This window comes from Bradyrhizobium sp. LA6.1, from assembly GCF_040547805.1.
GTDB lineage: Bacteria > Pseudomonadota > Alphaproteobacteria > Rhizobiales > Xanthobacteraceae > Bradyrhizobium > Bradyrhizobium barranii.
Map to the genome: position 1 here is coordinate 1 of NZ_JBEPQK010000004.1, position 19,246 is coordinate 19,246.

21 protein-coding genes are annotated in these 19,246 nt (G+C 59.6%); 4 read left to right on the top strand and 17 right to left on the bottom strand.

From position 1 onward, the window contains the following. Positions 1-91 precede the first annotated feature (91 nt). The gene (locus ABIB99_RS10530; RefSeq protein WP_354175742.1) at positions 92-292 is read right to left on the bottom strand and encodes a hypothetical protein; all 201 of its coding nucleotides are present in this window, start codon (positions 290-292) and stop codon (positions 92-94) included. Between the two features lie 1,067 nt (positions 293-1,359). On the opposite strand from ABIB99_RS10530, the gene ABIB99_RS10535 reads away from it, so the two are divergent. Beyond that, a complete protein-coding gene (locus tag ABIB99_RS10535; protein WP_028150075.1) occupies positions 1,360-1,551 on the top strand; it encodes a ParB N-terminal domain-containing protein in 192 nt (63 codons plus the stop codon). A gap of 173 nt (positions 1,552-1,724) precedes the next feature. Here ABIB99_RS10535 and ABIB99_RS10540 read toward each other — a convergent pair whose 3' ends face one another. The 14 genes from ABIB99_RS10540 to ABIB99_RS10605 form a co-directional block, all read right to left on the bottom strand. Continuing rightward, positions 1,725-1,913 carry a hypothetical protein gene (locus ABIB99_RS10540; RefSeq protein ID WP_354175743.1) on the bottom strand — a complete coding sequence of 63 codons (189 nt, stop codon included), beginning with the start codon at positions 1,911-1,913 and terminating at the stop codon, positions 1,725-1,727. 345 nt (positions 1,914-2,258) lie between these two features. Beyond that, positions 2,259-2,789 (bottom strand): DUF1269 domain-containing protein, encoded by a 531-nt coding sequence (locus ABIB99_RS10545; protein WP_028150077.1) that lies wholly within the window; start codon positions 2,787-2,789, stop codon positions 2,259-2,261. Between the two features lie 790 nt (positions 2,790-3,579). Then, positions 3,580-4,569, bottom strand: coding sequence for a dihydroxyacetone kinase subunit DhaK (gene dhaK / locus ABIB99_RS10550; RefSeq protein ID WP_354175745.1), 990 nt, complete (start codon positions 4,567-4,569; stop codon positions 3,580-3,582). Between the two features lie 39 nt (positions 4,570-4,608). Next, positions 4,609-5,034: a hypothetical protein gene (locus tag ABIB99_RS10555; protein WP_028160804.1), complete on the bottom strand. Its 426-nt coding sequence runs from the start codon at positions 5,032-5,034 to the stop codon at positions 4,609-4,611. Continuing rightward, positions 5,031-6,629: a phosphoenolpyruvate--protein phosphotransferase gene (ptsP, locus tag ABIB99_RS10560; protein WP_208088535.1), complete on the bottom strand. Its 1,599-nt coding sequence runs from the start codon at positions 6,627-6,629 to the stop codon at positions 5,031-5,033. Before ptsP ends, ABIB99_RS10555 begins: the two co-directional genes overlap by 4 nt. A 5-nt stretch (positions 6,630-6,634) precedes the next feature. Next, a complete protein-coding gene (locus tag ABIB99_RS10565) occupies positions 6,635-6,949 on the bottom strand; it encodes an HPr family phosphocarrier protein (RefSeq protein WP_028150081.1) in 315 nt (104 codons plus the stop codon). After that, on the bottom strand, positions 6,942-7,343 hold the full coding sequence (gene dhaM, locus ABIB99_RS10570) for a dihydroxyacetone kinase phosphoryl donor subunit DhaM (protein ID WP_028150082.1): 402 nt from the start codon (positions 7,341-7,343) through the stop codon (positions 6,942-6,944). Before dhaM ends, ABIB99_RS10565 begins: the two co-directional genes overlap by 8 nt. Then, the gene (dhaL, locus tag ABIB99_RS10575; RefSeq protein WP_354175748.1) at positions 7,340-7,954 is read right to left on the bottom strand and encodes a dihydroxyacetone kinase subunit DhaL; all 615 of its coding nucleotides are present in this window, start codon (positions 7,952-7,954) and stop codon (positions 7,340-7,342) included. The genes dhaM and dhaL overlap by 4 nt, the downstream gene beginning before the upstream one ends. Further along, the gene (locus tag ABIB99_RS10580; RefSeq protein WP_354175749.1) at positions 7,951-8,958 is read right to left on the bottom strand and encodes an ABC transporter ATP-binding protein; all 1,008 of its coding nucleotides are present in this window, start codon (positions 8,956-8,958) and stop codon (positions 7,951-7,953) included. Before ABIB99_RS10580 ends, dhaL begins: the two co-directional genes overlap by 4 nt. Further along, complete coding sequence (locus ABIB99_RS10585) at positions 8,951-10,048, bottom strand: ABC transporter ATP-binding protein (protein ID WP_063981215.1); 1,098 nt, start codon at positions 10,046-10,048, stop codon at positions 8,951-8,953. The genes ABIB99_RS10580 and ABIB99_RS10585 overlap by 8 nt, the downstream gene beginning before the upstream one ends. Before the next feature lie 6 nt (positions 10,049-10,054). Continuing rightward, positions 10,055-10,267: a hypothetical protein gene (locus ABIB99_RS10590; RefSeq protein ID WP_166102948.1), complete on the bottom strand. Its 213-nt coding sequence runs from the start codon at positions 10,265-10,267 to the stop codon at positions 10,055-10,057. After that, positions 10,264-11,217 (bottom strand): carbohydrate ABC transporter permease, encoded by a 954-nt coding sequence (locus ABIB99_RS10595; protein WP_028150087.1) that lies wholly within the window; start codon positions 11,215-11,217, stop codon positions 10,264-10,266. The genes ABIB99_RS10590 and ABIB99_RS10595 overlap by 4 nt, the downstream gene beginning before the upstream one ends. Continuing rightward, entirely contained in the window at positions 11,214-12,173 is a 960-nt protein-coding gene (locus ABIB99_RS10600) for a carbohydrate ABC transporter permease (RefSeq protein ID WP_166344242.1), read from the bottom strand. Before ABIB99_RS10600 ends, ABIB99_RS10595 begins: the two co-directional genes overlap by 4 nt. Before the next feature lie 103 nt (positions 12,174-12,276). After that, positions 12,277-13,623, bottom strand: a complete 1,347-nt coding sequence (locus ABIB99_RS10605; protein WP_063981213.1) for an ABC transporter substrate-binding protein — start codon at positions 13,621-13,623, stop codon at positions 12,277-12,279. A 249-nt stretch (positions 13,624-13,872) separates the two neighbouring features. Between ABIB99_RS10605 and ABIB99_RS10610 the strand changes: the two genes are divergently transcribed. Then, positions 13,873-14,049: a hypothetical protein gene (locus ABIB99_RS10610; RefSeq protein WP_354175751.1), complete on the top strand. Its 177-nt coding sequence runs from the start codon at positions 13,873-13,875 to the stop codon at positions 14,047-14,049. Here the strand turns inward: ABIB99_RS10610 and ABIB99_RS10615 are convergent. Continuing rightward, entirely contained in the window at positions 14,046-16,616 is a 2,571-nt protein-coding gene (locus ABIB99_RS10615) for an ATP-binding protein (protein ID WP_354175752.1), read from the bottom strand. The two genes, ABIB99_RS10610 and ABIB99_RS10615, sit on opposite strands and share 4 nt — an antisense overlap. A 783-nt stretch (positions 16,617-17,399) precedes the next feature. Here ABIB99_RS10615 and ABIB99_RS10620 point away from each other — a divergent pair. Next, positions 17,400-17,822 (top strand): hypothetical protein, encoded by a 423-nt coding sequence (locus tag ABIB99_RS10620; RefSeq protein WP_080586612.1) that lies wholly within the window; start codon positions 17,400-17,402, stop codon positions 17,820-17,822. A gap of 364 nt (positions 17,823-18,186) precedes the next feature. On the opposite strand, the gene ABIB99_RS10625 is transcribed toward ABIB99_RS10620, so the two are convergent. Then, positions 18,187-18,402 (bottom strand): hypothetical protein, encoded by a 216-nt coding sequence (locus tag ABIB99_RS10625; protein ID WP_354175753.1) that lies wholly within the window; start codon positions 18,400-18,402, stop codon positions 18,187-18,189. Between the two features lie 191 nt (positions 18,403-18,593). On the opposite strand from ABIB99_RS10625, the gene ABIB99_RS10630 reads away from it, so the two are divergent. Next, positions 18,594-18,881, top strand: coding sequence for a PilZ domain-containing protein (locus ABIB99_RS10630; RefSeq protein WP_354176191.1), 288 nt, complete (start codon positions 18,594-18,596; stop codon positions 18,879-18,881). Positions 18,882-19,246: the final 365 nt, after the last annotated feature.

Below are 19,246 nucleotides of genomic sequence, written 5' to 3' on the forward strand. Positions count from 1 at the left end.
ACTGCTGCCATGGAATTGGCGCTCTGCCATCCGGAACGTTGATCAAGCCGCCTGAGCCGAAAATGACCCGCGCGCGGTCTTCGCCGGATGCTTACCTCGGATCGTGCTGCCCAGCGGCACCGAGCTCATCACGTTGCGCGATGCGATCCGGCACTTCAGCGAGACGGTGCCGAAACGCGAGCACAAGCACCCGCGCGTACTTCTCGCCGCCGCCGCGCTGACCGACGCCGCCGAGGGCCGAACCGCGCAGCGATTGCCTCGGATACCGCTGCGCACCTCCTATCGTCCGCATCTCAACATATCCTCGGATTGTCGCCATTGTCGCAAATGCGGCCGGGCACGCCCCGGACCGACGGACCGAACCATATTGGAATGCCCTCCCAGACAATCCAGCAGCCGCCGGGGCCGGTATTGAATATATGACAGGGCTTGCCGTACACCGTGATGCGCGTTGGCCCGGCTGCGAATTTCTCGCGAGCCACGGCGGTCGTTGTAAGGACGGTGATCGCGATCAATCCAGTCGCCAAGAACTTGATTGTGGTCATCAAGCTTGTCCTTTTGACCCTTGATGGGGGCTGCGACCTTAGCCTGTTTCCTGGGCCAGTGGAGGACCGGATGCGCTTGCTCGTTCGCATCCTGCCTGACGAAGCTCACAGTAGGTAACGGCAAGGACCTATTTGCCCAATCGTCGCAAAGAGTGGCGTTTGGCGCTGGAACGAGGACAAGAGCAAGACGCCCCGGCTCTGTGATTTATTGGGCCTCAAGCGCTTCACGCCGCACGATCTCCGCCGAACGGCGCGCGTCGGCGGTCAAGGCGTCAAGTAAAGCGCGAGCCACGCCAGTCGATTAGACTATTAGGCTCGTAAAGAAGGGCTTGGTTATCTCGACGACCGAGGGTTCTCTCTCATCAGGAGTGGCGGCGGTGACAAACTCGCTTTTGCACGCCAAAGGTCATGGATTTCTTGGGCATTGACGCGCTCGCGCCACTCTAGATGGACCAACCCAGAACCACATTGAGGGCATTTTTCTGGATGGGGCGTCGAGAAGATTGATGCCATGTGGAACCTCCCTCGTTTTCGGCGCAGCGTACGACTGTCTGGGCACATTGGAATTGATCCACAACAAACAATTTGCCCATTTGTCATCGCCGGGCGGCTTCCAGGCCCGGGACCGTCGAGTGCTGGCGCGCGCCCTCCGCAATCGGGCCTTGCCAGTTGGTACACAAAGGGCGGCGATGTGGCGCATGTCGAATACGGAAGCCATGATCTTCATGGGTTGGAACGCCCAGGGCCCGCATAAGGTTAGATAGATTGCGCACCATCGCGGCGGCCTGACCGCACGCTGGATTGGAGGCAGCACATGAAAATCGTGGACGAAGACGGCGAGATCATCGCAACAGCATCCGATGACCATACTTTAATCGGCGGCCACCACCGCCTCGCAGTGGCGGCCAGCCTCGGTAAAAGACTGTTCTGGCGAGATACCGGCGAACCAGTGAAGCTTGATAACTTCTTCAAGCATTATGGAAGTTCTCTTCGACATACAGCCTGAGCCGCTCGCCGAGCGTACGTTGTTCGGCGCATCGCAACAACGCCAACGAGGATTTTTGCCATCGCGCATTCCTGGTTTAATTTTTATGCGATCCCGTACACAAAGGCGGCGCGCCATGTGGCGCAAGTGCGACAATCGATCACTCCGACTTGCGCGGGCCCGCCGCCGATCTATCAGGTCTGCCTCTTCACGATTTCAAATCCCTTTGCGTGCAATTCCAGCAGTATGCCCTGTGCCAAGTGCGTGCACTCTTCAGACTTGATCCAGTGCAGACTTCTCCAATCCGGGTCATCTTCCTTTGGGTAACTGGTGAAGGCGGAGCGAATGGCGGCTTCGATCACGTCGATGGGATTGTCCGACATCTGCATCCCTCACGCATTTGGCGAAATAGATCAAAATCCGGGGAATTAAAGAACAAGCCCACCCGGACACTCACGCGGCCCTCTCCGTTCAGAAGAACGTCACCGCCATCAATGGCTTGATCTAGGTCAACGCTGTGCCTCGGGCTCAGGCACGTGAACGGATCTCACTAAATTTGACGCGGTATGATGAATTGCAAATATATTCATACGGCGCGGTCGCGCGGTCCCGGCACTTGCCTCTAGGACCCGGAACTGCACCAATGACCGCACCCGGCGCGGCGTCACTGGGCCAGAGAGGGCTGCGGTAATGCCGAGAGCGGTCGTCGGCAGGCGGTCGCCATCGTTTCAAGCGCCCGGCAAATCAGGAGGCGAAGCCGCCGGTACCGCCGCTTTGACCTCCGCCAGCGCCGCTTGCAAGGCGGCTTCCTTAGTGTGGTCGAGAGAAGTCTTTAGCACCGTGCCGCCTTCGCCTTTTAGCCTCTCAAGAACCTTGTCTGCCGTGACTTTGCGCACCAGTACGAAGAGCGCTGCGGTTCCGGGTTGAACGGCGGCAGCGGTCTCTTTCATCCATTTGTCGTTGATGCCGACATCCGTTAAATATCCGCTGAGTGTGCCGGACGCGACGCCAAGGGCAGCACCAGCAAGCGGCATCAAAAAGATCAGGCCAATCAGCGTGCCCCAAAAGGCGCCAGTAGCCGCACCAGCAGCCGTGGTATTGATCAGTTGATTTAGTTTGATGTTTCCGTTGCTGTCTTTCACGGCGATCACGGCATCGCCGAGTTCGATCAAATACTCCTTCTGCATGGCCAGCAATTTTTGACGAACTTCCTCCGCCTTCGCCTCGGTTGGAAATGCAATTACGACAAGGTCGCTCATCTGTTCTGCTCCTCTACTCGAACGATTGCTGCCCATGCGAGAGAGGATGCGCCCGGTCGCGCGGGACAGGCAAGCCGCTACGGATAGCGGATGACGGCGCTCCGGGCACAACGGAAGGCGGCGGGCACACCCGGCACGGGCGGACCGGCTCGCGAGAACCGACAAGATGAGGCGTCAGGGTTCGAGTCAGGAGACCGCTAACGCCTCTCCCCACACGACGCAGATCTGCGATATTTCCTCCGATCGTCCGCCTAAACTCAGAAGCTTGTCGAATGGCGGGTTCAAATCTGGCCCATGATTTGAACCAACGCAAACGTCTCAAACGCGACAGTCATGCGGGTCTGCCGCAGACAAACCAGGGTCGTTACCGGCTCAGAATTTGGAACGATGTTGGCTCCCCAAATTGGGTGCGTTAGATTTTTGTGAATTCTCGGTGCACACATCGTGCATACGCACTGTTCCAACTATTGAAACAATCAAACTCTCGCCCCGATCCATGATTGGGAAGTTTGAGCTAGATTCAGCCAGCGGGAGCTATTCAGCTCCAACATCTACACCCCAACGTCCCTTTTTGCGCTACGAGTGGATCCTCTGATCGGGTCCTTCTTGTTGAATCTTACTTCTCATTGCCCTCGATCCAGGTTTTCTCGGCAGCCACACTACCTTGGCGGCGCGGACGCCACTATTCGATCGATCGAGCCGACGAGAAACGGCTCCCTTGCATGGACGGGCCTAAGCGGGGCGGAGTCGATAGGACTTCGATTGCAGCAAAAAATGAGCCGCGCGGAAATCAGACGCCCCAACGCAGAGCTGCGGTCTGCACCGGGGCATCCCACAATGTCATGGCTTTGCGATCGAGCACCGATACGGTGATCGAGACACCGGCCATGTCGAGGGATGTGACGTAGGAACCGGTCAGGAAGCGCGTCACCGTGATCCCCGCGCGATCCAGAGTCCGCTTTGCGGCATTGACCATCAGATAGAGTTCGATCAGAGGCGTCGCACCAAATCCGTTAATGAGAAGCAGCGCTTCACTGCCCTTGCTCGGCGCAAGATCCTTCAGGATCGCGTCGAGCACCTCGGCGGCGATCGCATCGGCGGAAGCCAACGGTACCCTGCGCCGGCCAGGCTCGCCATGAATGCCGACGCCCATTTCCATTTCATCGTCGGCCAACGTGAAATTTGGTCGTCCGGCGGCCGGCACAGTGCATGGCAATAGAGCTACCCCCATCGAGCGCGTACGCCGGTTGACTTCATCGCCGAGCGCCTTGAGCGCGGCAAGCGGCATTCCGGTCTCGGCAGCGGCGCCGACCATTTTTTCTACGATCAACGTTCCAGCGACACCGCGACGACCGGTCGTGTAGGTCGACTTTTCGACCGCCACGTCGTCGTTCGTCACCACGCTTGCGACCTCTCGGCCGGCCATCTCGGCTGCCATGGTGAAATTCATCACATCGCCTTCGTAGTTTTTGACGATGAACAGCACACCTGCGCCGGTGTCGACGGCCTCCGCAGCCTCGATCATCTGATCTGGCGTCGGCGAGGTGAAGACCTGGCCAGGACAAGCCGCGTCGAGCATGCCCAGGCCGACAAAGCCCGCATGCAGCGGCTCATGTCCCGAGCCGCCTCCCGAAATCAGCGCAACCTTGCCCGGTTTCAACGTGCGACGGCGCACAAATTTGCGCTCGGCGCCGAGAAGCAGGATATCCGCGTGCGCTGCGGCGAGGCCGTCAAGACTTTCTTCGAGTACCGTATCGGCGCTGTTGATCAGCTTTTTCATGAGCGTTCTCCCAGTCCGGTCTAAAGTTCGATTCAATGGCTAACCGACGCTTTCCGCAAAGCGCGCGAGCTGCGCGGCTAAATCCACGATGAGCTGCTCGAGCGCACGATTCTTCTTGTCGTCACCAAGTTCAGGAACGGTCACGGTAATGACACGCGTGCGCGCTTCGCGGTGGGGTGCGCGCAGTCTTCCGGGGTGCGCGCGGCCATACGCATCGAGAAATGCCGCACGCTCGGCGCTGGACAGATGGCAGACGTCGAAGATGACCGCGACATGCTTCGCCGGGATCGGCACCAGATAAGCCGGATTCGTGATTTGACTCACGAACGAACGATTCTTGCCCAGCGCCGCCGCAAGCTTCAGGCGCGTCCCCGAGGGCCGATTGTCGAGTACCTTTCGCAGGATTATTTTGTATTCTGCGACATTCTTGTCACCGGGCGTGTCCTTGCCGACATCGTCCTTCATGAACTCACCTTTGCGATTGCGGCCTTGAGCCGTGCGACGGCAATCGGCGACACAGAGAGAGTTGTCAATCCGGTCGCGAGCAGCGCCGCCGTGAGGTGAGTGTTGGCCGCGGCGTCGCCACAGAGCGAAACCTCGACGCCTCGCTTTAGCCCGGCCTCGACGGTCGCGGCTATCAGTGCCAGCACAGCCGGATTGCTGGTATCATTGAGGTCAGCGACTGCGCCGATGTCGCGCGCCGCCGCCATGGTGTACTGGGTTAGATCGTTCGAACCGATGGAATAGAATGCAGCGCCAAAATCCGCTGCACAGAGCGCCGCCGCTGGAACCTCGACCATAATGCCGAGCGGCGGTCGAGCGCAGGCAACTCCTTTCGCTTGGAGGGCTGTGAACTCCGCGTCAAGTATTTCGTTCGCGCGGTCCAATTCCGACGGGACCGCAACCATAGGCAACATCACTTTCAGCGTGCCATGGACAGCCGCACGGCAGAGCGCGCGGAGCTGCATGCGAAACACCTCCGGCCGCGCGAGCGAGAGGCGGATACCGCGGAGGCCGAGAAACGGATTGCTCTCACCTTCGACCGTCAAACCGGGAACCTGCTTGTCTCCGCCTGCATCCAAGGTCCGGATCGTCACCGGCTTATCTTGGGCCCAGACGAGAATGTCTCGATAGACCCTGTATTGCGTTTCCTCGTCCGGCAGGCCGTGGGCCGCCTCGAACAGGAATTCCGTGCGTACAAGGCCGATGCCGTCGCAAATTGCGGAATCAAGGTTTGCAAGATCTTCAGGCCCGGCGACATTGAGCAGAACCGCTATCCGCCGACCATTGGCGACGAAGGCAGGCGCAAGGGTGGTCGCCTCGGCGACAGCCAGTTCGGCCTTCGCAGCCGCCATACGCAGCTCAAAGAGACGGATGGTCTCCGGCTCCGGATCGAAGATGACCCTTCCGGCGTCGCCGTCTACCAGCGCCAAGACTGGTGGCTGTCCATGCCACGACAACGGACCTAACCCAACGACCATCGGCGCCCCGCGCGCACGCGCCAACATGGCGACATGCGAGGAAGGTGAGCCACTGGCCAGCGCGATCGCGCCGCCTTGCGACCAGTCAGTCGCAAGAAAGGTCGAAGGCGTGATATCTTCAGCCGCAACAATCGAACCGCCCGCGATTCCGGCGACGACATCCACACCGCCCAGATGCGCAAGCACGCGATCGCGGATGTCAACGATATCAACGGCCCGGGCACGGAAATATTCATCTTCAGCCGCGCGATAGCCGGCGATCTCTAGGTCGAGTGCCCGGCGCCAGGCATGGTCGGCAGCGATCCCGATCGCGATAAGTTCATATGCCGTATCTGTGAGTGCATCGTCTTCCAACATGGCGGCCTGGAACTCCAGAATGTCTGCCGCCTCACTCTGAATCGTCTTGATCTGCTCGGCGAGTTGCGCCCTTGCCCCCCCAATCGCCGCCCGCAGCGCCGCAGCCTCCTGCTCCGGATCCTCGCTCGCCATTCGCCCGGCCACGGCCGCAGTCAGCACCGCGACCGGCCCGAACGCGAGGCCCGGCGATGCAGCACGGCCGATAAGTTGGATCTCTGCCACTGCCGTTAAGCCTCACCAAAACCGTCATGCACAAGCGCAAGCATGGCAGCAAGCGCCACCTCTCCGTCCGGTCCGGCGACCCGGAAATGCAGCGTCGCCCCCTGCGGAGCTTTTACACGCATCACCTTCACCGGACTCTTGGCATCCGTCCAAGGCCCGTCTCCAGAGAGGGCGAGTTCGATCTTTGCGGCAAACCTCTTCGCACACTGCGTGAGCTTGACCGACGGCCGCGCATGAAGTCCGACCTTGTTGACGAGAACCGCCGAGGCGGTCAGCGGCACCGACGTCTCACCTGCCCGGCTGGCGTGGGCATCATGCATAGAATTCCTCCGCGCTACGCTTGACGGCTGCGAGCGATGAGCCACCCGAGGATTCCGTCGCTGCAATCACCGCTCCTTCGACCACCGGAGCATTGCAGACGACGACGCGCGCCCTTCGATCTTCAGCCAACATTTCCACCGCCATCTCGGAATTTGTCTCCGCTCCACCGAGATCAACGAGCACAGCCACACCTGCTGCGGACCACGCCGCCTCGATCGCCTCCAGGATTCCAGCAACATTCGTGCCGAGCCCTCCATCGACATCACCGCCGGTCCAGGCGAGCGGCACCGCATTGCCCACCATCTGGCGCACCATATCTGCCGCGCCTTCCGCTATCTTGGGCGAATGTGAAACGATAACGATTCCGACATTGCCGCCATTTGGATTGTTCATGACCTTGCCTCGAATTCCAATACTTTGACTGCAGCCCCGATCAACAGGGACGTTGAGCGCGAACCGGGGTCCATGTGACCGATGGAGCGTTCGCCGAGAAAAGAAGCCCTGCCGCGAATAGCGAGCATCGGCGTCGTGCGATCGGCCGCCTGCACCGCTGCTAACGCAATCGCCCGCGCATCGCCGCCTGCAGCCAATACCGCTTGCACGGGCACCAGGACATCCAGCAAGGTTTTCTGTCCTGCCTCCGAGCGTCCGCGCGCCTTTACGGCATTGATTGCCATATCCGTAGCCGCGACAAACTCCGCGCGTGTTGGCTGCTCTGGAAGCGCCTTGCCCAACTCCATGAAGAAGGTGCCAACCAGCGGCCCAGAAGCTCCGCCAACCTTCATGACCAGCGTCATTCCGATCGACTTCAGCATTTCTGGCAGAGACTTGTCCGCAAGGCCGGGCAACGTCGCGAGCACAGCCTCGAAGCCGCGTTTCATGTTCAGCCCATGATCGCCGTCACCGATCGCCTGGTCGAGGCTGGTCAGTTCGTCGGCGTGCTGGATCACCGATTCCGCAAGCGCCCGCACCAGATTCTCCCTAGAGGTCCGATCGAGACTCATGCCGCGACCCTCCCGCCGGCCGCATCGAAGAACAGCGGCCTGTTAAGGCGTAGCGACACGATGTCGCCGACGTCTAACCTCGCCTCAGGGTCCGCCAACGTCACGACAGGTTGGCCGCCGAGATCGAGATGGACATGGCTCTGGTCGCCGAGATGTTCGACCCGCGTGACGGTGGCCGACACGTCCCCGCCGCTGCGTGCGATCGCCAGGTGCTCGGTACGAGCGCCAATCGTCTTAACGCCGGACGGAACGCCGGCAAATAGAGTTGCCGGCAGCAAGTTGATCATCGGCTGGCCGAGCCGGGCAGCGACATAGGCGTTGACCGGGTTCTCGTAAATCTCGCGCGGCGTGCCGATCTGCATCAGCCGCCCGGCCTCCATCACGCCGATGCGCGATGCCATGGTCATAGCCTCGGTTTGATCGTGGGTGACGTAGAGGATCGTCGCGCCGAGATCGATCTGGATGCGCTTAAGCTCCAGGCGCATTTCACCGCGCAGCTTGGCATCGAGCGAAGAAAGCGGCTCGTCCATCAGGTAGATCGAGGGCGAGCGCACCAGAGCGCGGCCAATCGCAACGCGCTGCATCTGCCCGCCCGACAACTGGGTCGCCTTGCTGTGGAGCTTGGCCTCGATATGGAGAAGACGCGCAACCTGTTCGACCTTTGCGCGAATTTCGGTCTCCGGCAGGCGCCGAGTCGGCGCGCGTAGCGCAAAGGCCATGTTCTCGAACACGGTCAGATGCGGGTACAACGAATATTGCTGGAATACGAAGGCGACGTCACGATCCGCCGGCGCGTCACTGGTCACATCGCGTCCATCGATGCGGACCGAGCCGCTGTCGGGCGCCTCTAATCCGGCAACGAGACGCAGCGTCGTCGTCTTGCCGGCGCCGGTCGGCCCCAGCAACGCAACGAATTCGCCATCTCCAATCGTGAGGGACAGATCGACGACGGCTTGCGTCTTGCCAAACGCCTTGGAGACCGCCCCGATCTCGACTTCAGCCATGCTTGCCTCCCTCGTGCAATGCGGTGCGTATTGCCCGTCCCGACCCCTGGTCGAAGAGCGACAACGTATCTGGCCGAAAATCGAGCCCGACATTCATCCCAATCCGAAAGGGCATGCTGGCGGGCGAGCGGGCCTTGAGAGCGCCGTATGGCGTCGTCACCGTCACGATCTGCGTCGTGCCGAGATATTCCGACCCATAGATCTCGCCCCGCACCATGCCGCTATCGGAAAAACGCACATGCTCGGGTCTGACGCCCAGGACAAGGTCGCTCTCCACCAGAGCCTCGCGTGCGGTGGGTATCGCAACGTCGCGGTCCCCGAGCCGGATCGCCTGCGCCCCGGCTTGCAGGCTGCCGCGAAACGGCAGGAAATTCATCGCTGGAGAACCGATGAAGTCCGCGACGAAGAGCGAAACAGGCCGGTCATAAATGTCGCGCGGACTCGCAATCTGCTCGACCACGCCGTTGTTCATCACCGCAATCAGGTCCGCCATTGCCATGGCCTCCAGTTGATCATGCGTGACGTAAACGGTAGTCGCGCCAAGCCGGTCATGCAGCGCGCGCAATTCCTGGATCATCGCCTCGCGCATCTCGGTATCGAGCGCTCCGAGCGGCTCGTCCATCAGGAAGCACTTCGGCTTGCGGACGATCGCCCGCCCAAGCGCGACGCGCTGACGGTCGCCGCCGGTGAGAGTCGAAACCGACCGATCAAGGAGGTGGGAGATACGCAGGATCCGAGCGGCCTCCACCACGCGCCGGTCGCACTCCGCGGCTCCGATGCCCTCGCATTTGAGCGGAAAGCCGATATTGCGCCGGACATTCATGTGCGGATAGAGCGCAAATAGCTGGAAGACGAAGGCGATATCTCGCGCGGAGGCACGGTTCATCGTCACGTCCTCACCGTCGAGCCTGATCGTGCCGGATGTCGGCAATTCCAGTCCTGCAATCATCCGTAGCGTTGTCGTTTTGCCGCAGCCGGACGGCCCAAGCAGACAAAGGAACTGTCCGTCATCCACCGTAAAGCTCGCGCCCTTGACTGCGTGAAACTCTCCAAAGGATTTGTTGAGCGCTTCGACCCTGATCTGTGCCATCGAGCGCTACTCCCGGACCTTCGAGACGATCATGAACATCACCGTCCCAAAGAGAGTGACCGCGAAAGACCAGGAATAAAGCGTTAGAAAAAACGGCTGCATCAGCATGACCACGCCTGCGGCAATGATCGCCGTCGCGATGGCCTCCAGCGGACCGCGCCGCAACATTCTGCTCGTCAGGCTGACGTTCGGCGTTGACGTGTTCACATCAAGGTTCATTTGCGAACGGCCCCAAAGGTAATCCCGCGCAGAAGATGCTTGCGAAGCAGCACCGTGAACACGACGATCGGCACAAGAAAGATCGTCGTGCCGGCGGCTACGGCCGGCCAATCCTGGCCGCCTTCGCCAATGATGATCGGAATGAATGGGGGCGCGGTCTGAGCGTTGCCAGAGGTCAGAAGCACAGCAAAGGCGTATTCGTTCCACGCAAAAATAAGGCAGAAAATCGCCGTCGCCGCGATCCCCGTCGTCGCCTGCGGTAGAACCACCTTCACGAACGCCTGAAAGCGCGTATAGCCATCGATCATTGCCGCTTCTTCGTATTCACGCGGGATTTCGTCGATGAAGCCCTTGAGTAGCCAGACGGCGAGCGAGACGTTCACCGACGTGTAGAGCAGGATCATCCCGAGACGGGTATCCGATAGCCCGACGGTCCGGTACATCAGGTAGATCGGGATCGCGACCGCGATTGGCGGCATCATTCTGGTCGACAGAATGAAGAACAGGAGGTCGTCCTTGAGAGGCACGCGGAAGCGCGAAAAACCATAAGCCGAGAGCGTACCGAGCGCGACGGCAAGCACGGTCGAGCCAAAGGCGATGATCAGCGAGTTGATGAAGCGCGGCACGTAGTTCGACGGCCCGGCGACAACCATGTTGCGGCTGCGCGCGATGTTGTCACAAAGCCCCTGCGGCGGCCCCAGCGTCTGGATAAACTCCTGAGTCTGACGCGAGCGTGTTGTGAAGACATTGCAATAGCCTTCAAGGGAGGGCTTGAAGAGGACCTTCGGCGGATAGGAGATCGCATCGTCAGGCGACTTGAACGAGGTGAGCACGATCCATATCAGCGGAACCATCGTTATGATGGCATAGAGTATGACGAGCAGGCCGGCAAAGCGGCGAGTGCCAGTCGACGGTTCGACAACTGAGTGGGCTGCATTTGAGGCGCTCATCTGCTTTTCACCCGGTTCAGCGCCTTGACGTAGATGTTGGCAAGGCCAAACACTGTCACGAACAGAATGATCGCGAAGGCCGAGGAATAGCCGGTTCGCCAACTCTCAAAGGCTGCGCGCTTCAGTGTGATCGAAGCGACTTCCGTGGTCGAGCCCGGCCCTCCTCCGGTCAGGAGGTTGACCATGTCGAACATCTTGAAATTCTCGATCCCGCGAAAGAGCACCGCGAGCATGATGAACGGCAGAGCCATCGGCAGCGTGATCGACCAGAACTGCCGCCAATTCGACGCGCGGTCGACCTCCGCTGCCTCATAAATGTAATCCGGGATCGACCGTAGCCCCGCCAGGCAAATCAGCATCACGTAAGGCGTCCACATCCAGGCGTCGACGATGACGATGGCCCACGGGCTGAGGGTCACGTCTCCCAGCATCTGGAACGACGAAGCGCCGCGCCCCGTGAAGAAGGCGACCACGTAGTTGAACAGCCCGATCTGCGGCTGATAGAGGAAGGTCCAGAAATTGCCGACAACCGCTGGTGAGAGCATCATCGGCAACAGAATGATCGTGGTCCACAGGCCATGGCCACGGAATTTCTTGTCGATCAGGAACGCAAGGCCGAATCCGAGCACAGTCTCGATCAGCACGGTCCAAACCACGAAATGCGCCGTGACCTGCATTGCCGCCCAGATATCCGGATCCGTCAGGATCGACTGGTACCAATCGGTCCCCAGCCATAGCGTCGGCGCGTTCGGCCGATTGGCGCGGTAGTTGGTAAATGACAGGTAGATCGTCCATACCAGCGGGAAGATATTGATCGCCAGCAGCAGCACGATCGTCGGTGTGATGAAAAGCCATGCGAGCGCCTGGTCCGAAAGGCCGCGGATACGACGTATCGCGCCTGGTCGGATCGGGACGGCCCGGTAGGTGATCTGCGACGAAGTGCTCAAATCGTTCATGGCCCTGGTCAATCCTGGCGTCGCGATTGTCGACTATGCGACGCCTGCGGGTTCTACCGAAGAGAGCCTGGAGCGCGCTCGGCGTGCGCTCCAGGCGTTTGCCCTAGAACTTCTTGCCTTCTTCCTTGAAGATCGCCTTCCAGTCCTTGACCAGGCCATCGAGCGCTTCCTGCGCGGTGCCCTTGTCCGCCACCACGTAGTCATGCACGCGCTTCTGTTCGGCTTGCAGGAGTTGGGCATAGGAAGGCTCGGCCCAGAAGTCGACGACCATTCCCATCGACTTCAAAAACTCGCCGGCAAACGGCGCGCTGTTCGGGAAGCCCGGATCGTTCAACACTGACTTGGCGCAGGAATAGCCGCCCAGCGCCCACCACTTCTTCTGCACATCTCCACCGGAGAACCATTTGATATATTGCAGCGCCTCGGCCTGGTTCTTGGAATAAGAAACGACCGAGATGCCCTGCCCGCCAAGCTGCGTCGCCCGGGTCGCGGGGCCGGCGGGATTGCTGAAGAAGCCGATCTTGTCCCCACCGACGTTCGGATCTTTGTAGAGGCCCGGGAAGAAGGCGAAGAAGTTCATCTGAAGCGCGACTTGCCCCGACTTGAACGCATCAAGCCCTTCGGACATGTAGGAGTTGGATGCGCCGGGCGGCGTACAGCACTTGTAGAGCTCCTTGTAGGCCTCGAGCCCCTTCACGGCGCCGGGCGAGTTGACGAACCCGTCCATTGAATACGGCTTCTTCGGATCCTGATACTGGAAGCCGTAATCATAGAGGTAGTTCGACACGCCCATGGTGATGCCTTCCGAGCCCCGCTCGGTATAGATCGAAGCGCCATAGACCTTCTTGCCGTCGATCTCGCGGCCCTGGAAGAATTTTGCGATGTCGCGCAGTTCATCGAGCGTCTTCGGCACGGCGAGATCGCGGCCGTACTTGGCCTTGAAATCCGCCTGGATCTCAGGCCGCGCAAACCAGTCTTTGCGATAGGTCCAGCCCACCGCGTCACCCATGGCGGGCAGCGCCCAATAGTTCGGGCTGTTCTTCGGCCACTCGGAATAGCCGACCACTGTCGCCGGCATGTAGTCGTCCATGCTGATTCCTTCCTTTGTGAAGAAATCGTTGAGCTTGACGTACTGACCGTTCTCGGCGGCGCCCCCGATCCATTGCGAATCCCCGATGATGAGATCGCACAGCGAGCCATGCGAATTGAGCTCGTTCAGGAAGCGGTCGGCATAGTTGGTCCACGGCACGAACTCGAACTTCATGCCGACGCCGGTCTTGGCGGTGAAATCCTTCGACAGTTCGACCAGGGCGTTGGCAGGATCCCACGCGGCCCAGCACAGCGTGATGGTCTTGGCCTGCGCATGCGCAGGAGTAGTCCCCACTCCGACACCGAGCGCGGATGCGAGAACTCCGAACGTAGTAAGAAGCGCCTTTACTGTCTGTTTCATAACGCTTTCCCTCCCAGTGGGGCCGGCCATCGACATGGCGCGACTCTCCAACCCGCTCGAATGCTTCGAGCAGAGCGATACAGTCCTTCACGGGCTGAACGACTAAACGGACGTTTCCTCGCGCCTGCCTGGATTCTTAGGGATTCAGCCAAGCTCGATTTGTTTAGTGAAACACTATATACTAAACATTGCAAGCACGCTCTTAAGTCGCTCGGTCATGGTGCCCCTCGCGAAATTGAGGCAGCAACCATGCGCTCAACCGGTGCTGGCTATGCGATCTGCGCCACCTTAAGTTACGTCAGGGACTTCGCGTTCGAGCACGGCTGCCTCGACCTGATCCGCAAGAACCGTGAGATGGCTGGCTCTAGAGACGAATACGCATTGTCGCTATGGGCGGCGATGCCGTCTGGCTTCGTGCCTGCCTAAACATCTTCTTTCTGAAGAAGAGAATGCAGACGTTGAGCGAGTTCGGCCACGCCAAAAGGCTTGTGAATAATCGGGAACTCGTCTGTCGCCCCGTGACGCGCGAGCACGTCTCCCACGTAGCCCGACGTAAGTAATATCTTGATCCTGCTGTTCCGCCGCTTTGCTTCGCGAGCAAGCTCGACGCCATTGGGACCATTCGGCATGACGACATCGCTGAACAGAAGATCGAACCCCTGATCGCTGTCGAGAATTCGGATGGCTTCGGTACCGTTGTGAGCAAGGCGAATCCGATAGCCAAAGCTCGTCAGCATTGCAGACACGACTTCCAACAGATCTTCATTGTCCTCGACCAAAAGAATTCGCTCGGAACCTCCCGGCATAGCCCGGGTCTGTTCAGTTTCCACCTCGTCGCGAGCCTCCTGATTGGCTCTCGGCAGGTACAGCGAGATCGTGGTGCCGGCGTTAGGGGCACTTTCGACTGAAATATAGCCACCGGATTGCCGGACAAAGCCATACACCATGCTGAGACCGAGGCCAGTGCCCTTGCCAACTTCCTTGGTAGTGAAGAAGGGCTCGAAAATCCGGTCTCGCACCTCGGGAGACATCCCCTGCCCCGTATCCGAGACGGACAGCCTCACATATGATCCGGCCGGACATCCAGCGACGGCTTCCCCATCCAGAACGACGTTCCGCGCCTCGATCTCGAGCACTCCGCCGCCCGGCATCGCATCGCGGCCGTTCAGCGCTAGATTGAGAAGGGCAGTCTCCAGCAGGGATGGATCCACCTGACAGAGCCACAATCGCTCGTCGATCTTCAGCCTAACCTCGCATTCTGCGCCGACCGCCTGACGGACGAGCCCCTGGAAGTTGGAGATCAGCTCGTTGGCATTAATCAGTTTAGGGTTGAGCTTTTGCCGTCGAGAGAAAGCGAGGAGCTGTGCGGTGAGCTTCGCCCCCCGGTCGGCGGCGCGCCGCGCAGTCGCGGCGAAGCGCCGGATCTTGCCGTCATTTGCCGCGCGCTCGATGAGATCAAGGTTTCCCGAAACGACGGCAAGCAGGTTGTTGAAGTCATGGGCAACACCGCCCGTGAGCTGTCCGACGGACTCCATCTTCTGGCTCTGATGAAGCTGCTCCTCGATGCGCTGGCGCGCCTCCACGGCATGCTTTTGCTCGGTGACGTCTCGAAAGAAGATCGCGATCCCTTCGCCAGAAGGAAACGCGTTGATCGCATACCATGTGGCACGACGAGGACAGTGCGCTTCGAACGAAACCGGACGGCGGTCCGACATGACTTCCCGAAGCTGCTCGACGATTCCCGTATCGGCGGCATCCAGAAGCGACGCCTGCAGGTGCATTCCAATCAGATCACGCCCCTGAGCGATCTGAGACCAGGCCCTCTGGTTGAAGAAGCTGATCCGCCAATCGTGGTCGACGATCACGACGCTGTCGGTTGTGCTTTCGAAGAGCATCGTAAGCCGGGCCGCGGCGTCCTCGGCCTTCTCTTTTGCATCGGACAATTCCTGCTCGCGGCGATCCAGCGCATCAGCCATGGTGTTGAAGGCGCCGGCTACGCCCGCGATTTCAGAACTGCCGCGGATGTTCACACGGCGAGCATAGTCGCCGAGGCGCCATCGGTTCGCGGCGTCAACTAATAGTCCGAGCGGCCGATGGATGAATTGCCGGGCGCCGAGCAGCGTCAGGCCCAGCACCATCATGGCGCTGAGGGCGATGAGGAAGATGTCGTGTCGGGTCCGGCTCTGGATCTCGGCAAAGGCGTTCGCCTTGTCGAGGCCGAAGCTGACGCGAAGTCCCCCAGAATCGGGCCCGAGAGCCGAGAAACCCACGATCCTCTCGACGCCGTCGACATCAACCAGGTCGGCTGCGAGACCGTCGCCATACTGCCTCTCATCACCAGCGCGAACCAATTTCTTACCGACAAATCGGTCATTGTCCGGATAGCGGGCAAGGTAGGTGCCGTTGCGATCGGTGATGGCCAGCGCGTCTCCCGCCGGAACACCCGCGCGCGCGATGTAGTCCGCTAACCAGTCCAGGCCGAGAGGCGCAATGATGACGCCCCCTGGCTGACCATCATCTCCGTAGAAAGGCAGCGCAAACTGAATGAGTTTCCGATCGACGGACAAACCGGTCGAGAATTGTCCCACCGTAAACGCACCCGTCTTCAACGCATCCGCAAAGTAGGGACGCCCGGAGACATTCACCGGCTTGCGATCCGTGTTTGTATCGCAGAAGGGCTGGCCACTCAGATCGGTAGCGACGAAAGTGAGGAAAGCCGGAAACCGGGACCTCATCCCTGCCATCGCCGCATTGCACCCCTTGCTATCTTTCGCCTTTATCGCAGGGAGTTCGGACAGCGCAATCAGGACCTGCCGAATGCCCTGAACGATCTGTTGCTGCTGTTCGGCGGCGAGCTTAGCGAGACCGAGCGCCTGATTCTGTACGTCCACTTGGCGCGCGCGTCGAAGGTTAACTTCGTTGTACGCCTGAATCGAGATAGCGGGCAATAACGCGACTGCGACAAGCGCCAACAGGCGCGACAAGATGGTCATTCTCTGCCGTATTCAAATCGTCCCGGAGCTTGCTGTGCATTTCAATCCCAATGGGGATACGCTTATAGGCGTTCGTCATTCCAATCACGATCGTGAGAACCACGAGTGACCGCTCGTTGAACATGCGCGGCGGCGCGAGCTTCATCCGCGCCCGCTTTCAAATGACACATGTTGCATCTTCGCCCCTGCAATCCCGCCCTACTCGCGAGCGCCATGACATCGCGCGGTGGTACAGCCAAAATCGACAATCTTGGTACTGTTTTTTTGAGCGGGCATCGCGCATCTATCTGCCAAGACCAACGGCAACTCGGATGTAACTTCGGCCTGTGGCACGACGGTTCGAATGCGTCGGGCGCGATCGCGCCACGGCGTCGGAATATTGCGTCGGTAATTTAGATCAAACCTACTTTGCTTAAAGCACCGCCTTGCTCATCATCGCTCATGAAATGCCAGGCGATCACAGATCCGATCTGGACCGCGCCAGCGATACCGGCAAGCGCCGGTACTTCATGGCCCAACCATCCTGGAAAAGCTGGCGGTGATGGAGTTATGGTCTAACGAATCGGCGGATGTGTTTCGGTAACGGAAGGAGCCGCCTGGATCGGTTCCGTTACAAGCGCTTTATCTTGTCGAAGTCTGCCTTTGACCCTCCAGGCACGATTAACCTTGGCGGTTAGGCTTACCGAGCAAGCATCTCCGCGAGAAGCTTGACGGCCGATCTATGAGCCGTTGGCCAGAACCGATAGATTGCAAGGATTGAGTCGTTGCGTTCGAGTGGCGCGCGTGAGTTTTCAGCTTTCCATTTTGAAGATTTTGGCAGGGCAGCCAGACGGCCGGGGAAACCTTGAGCTTATCAAGCTGCATCTCGCGGTTTTCTATACGAGCGGCCCTGAATGGACGTTGCGTATGAAGCGTCTCGCTGAACTTGCGCCGGATCTTGATGCGTTCAGCCAAGGACTCATCACTCGTGAACGCGGCGCATGGACTATCACGAACCAAGGACGCGACTTCCTTGCCAAACTCGAGGAGGCTGCCTTGGGTGCAACGCCGGCCATACGGCCCCCCGACCCAGCCGAGCCGGTTGAGGTCGAGCAAGCCTCGCCAATAGCTCCGCCAGCGGCGGCTTCTCTGCCGAAAGTACTGGAGCGATCGCACGGGCGCCCCCAAGGCAAACACCGCAAGAACCATCGCAAACGATCGGCTTAAGTCGCGTAATTGCGCGAGTGTTGTTCGGATACCTTTGTGGGCGAACCTAAGAACCAAATCACCAGATCGGCGTTATCCCGGCACTATGGAGCCGTTTCGCGGAGGTCTAATGATGGACCCGAATCGAGCAGCTTTAGTCCTATCTGCTATCGCTCTGGCCATCGCCATTGGATCGGCAATCATGTCAGAGCGCCTCGATACTCGTACGGCCAGCAACGACGCACCTCCCGGAACGGTAGGCCTCGCTAGGCCACACCCGCCGCTGGACCGTGCGGCAGGTGAACCGATACAAACGGTAGGCGGGCCGCCTGGCGCGAGTATTCGGCAGCGTCACTGACCGAACACTGGCCACCCAGCGAGAGCGCTACCGAATCTCCTTGATGTGGCCGGTGCTGTCGACGATGAGCGACCGCTCCGTACCCTCCTTGATTGCTCGGTAGGTCTTGATTTTGCCGCTCGGGACCTCCTGAATCTGCGAATAGCCCGCGGCACGTAGCTTGGCCTCAATCTCCCCCTGCGTCAGGGCGAGCACAGGCGAGGACGTCCCCACCGTTACAACAATGGCAATGACTGATCGCATCGTTCGCCTCCTGGCTCCGCCAGAGGATACGATGGCTCCTACCGTTTTTGGCGGCGCGCACTGTCTCACTGAAGTTCGCCAATTTTCGCTAGCGATTAGTCGAGCTACAAAGCGCGAATCGCTAACTCTTGTTAATCATTGGGGCACACGCTCTACGTCAGATATTTCATACTTCTATTTTTTTGCCGCGCATGGCCTTTGGTCGAAGAAAATCGGACCGTGTTCAATTTGCCCATCAGCACGCCGTCAACTTGATGGCTGTGGATGGCATCTGGAGCCGAGTCTGCGTTCTCAAAGACATTTCGGCAACGGGGGCAAAGCTAGAGGTTGAGGGCTCGACTGACGTCCTAACCTCGCGAGAGTTCTTCCTAGTTCTATCGTCAACGGGCCTCGCATTTCGTCGCTGTCAGTTGGTCTGGTTGGATGGACCAGCCGCTGGCGTGCACTTCATCCACGATAAGAGGAAGTCTGCGTCGTGAGCGCCATGCTGCAAAACATGGAGCTGATCGTCCAGCGCAGCTTGCCTACTCTTGACGTAGAGTCCCTTGAATGTTGTGAGGCGAAGGAAGCACTTTTCCGAAGCAAAGATGGCTTTATGCTCTATCTAACAGATGGAGCCCCACCGCCTCTTGGTAGGGAGCGACTGGTCCCATTGAGTCTTCGTCAGGCACTCCTCTGGCTCAACGAAAACCAGCTCTCCGAGGCTGGGTCTTTCTGGGCATAGCGGAGAGCAGCTTAGCTGCAATACCGGCAAAACCAAGTTTGCGTCTGGGCTCAACCCGCTTAAGCAGCTCGCGGAGTTGCGGATGGAGCATCCCCGCGCGAGACCGCAATCGCATTGAAA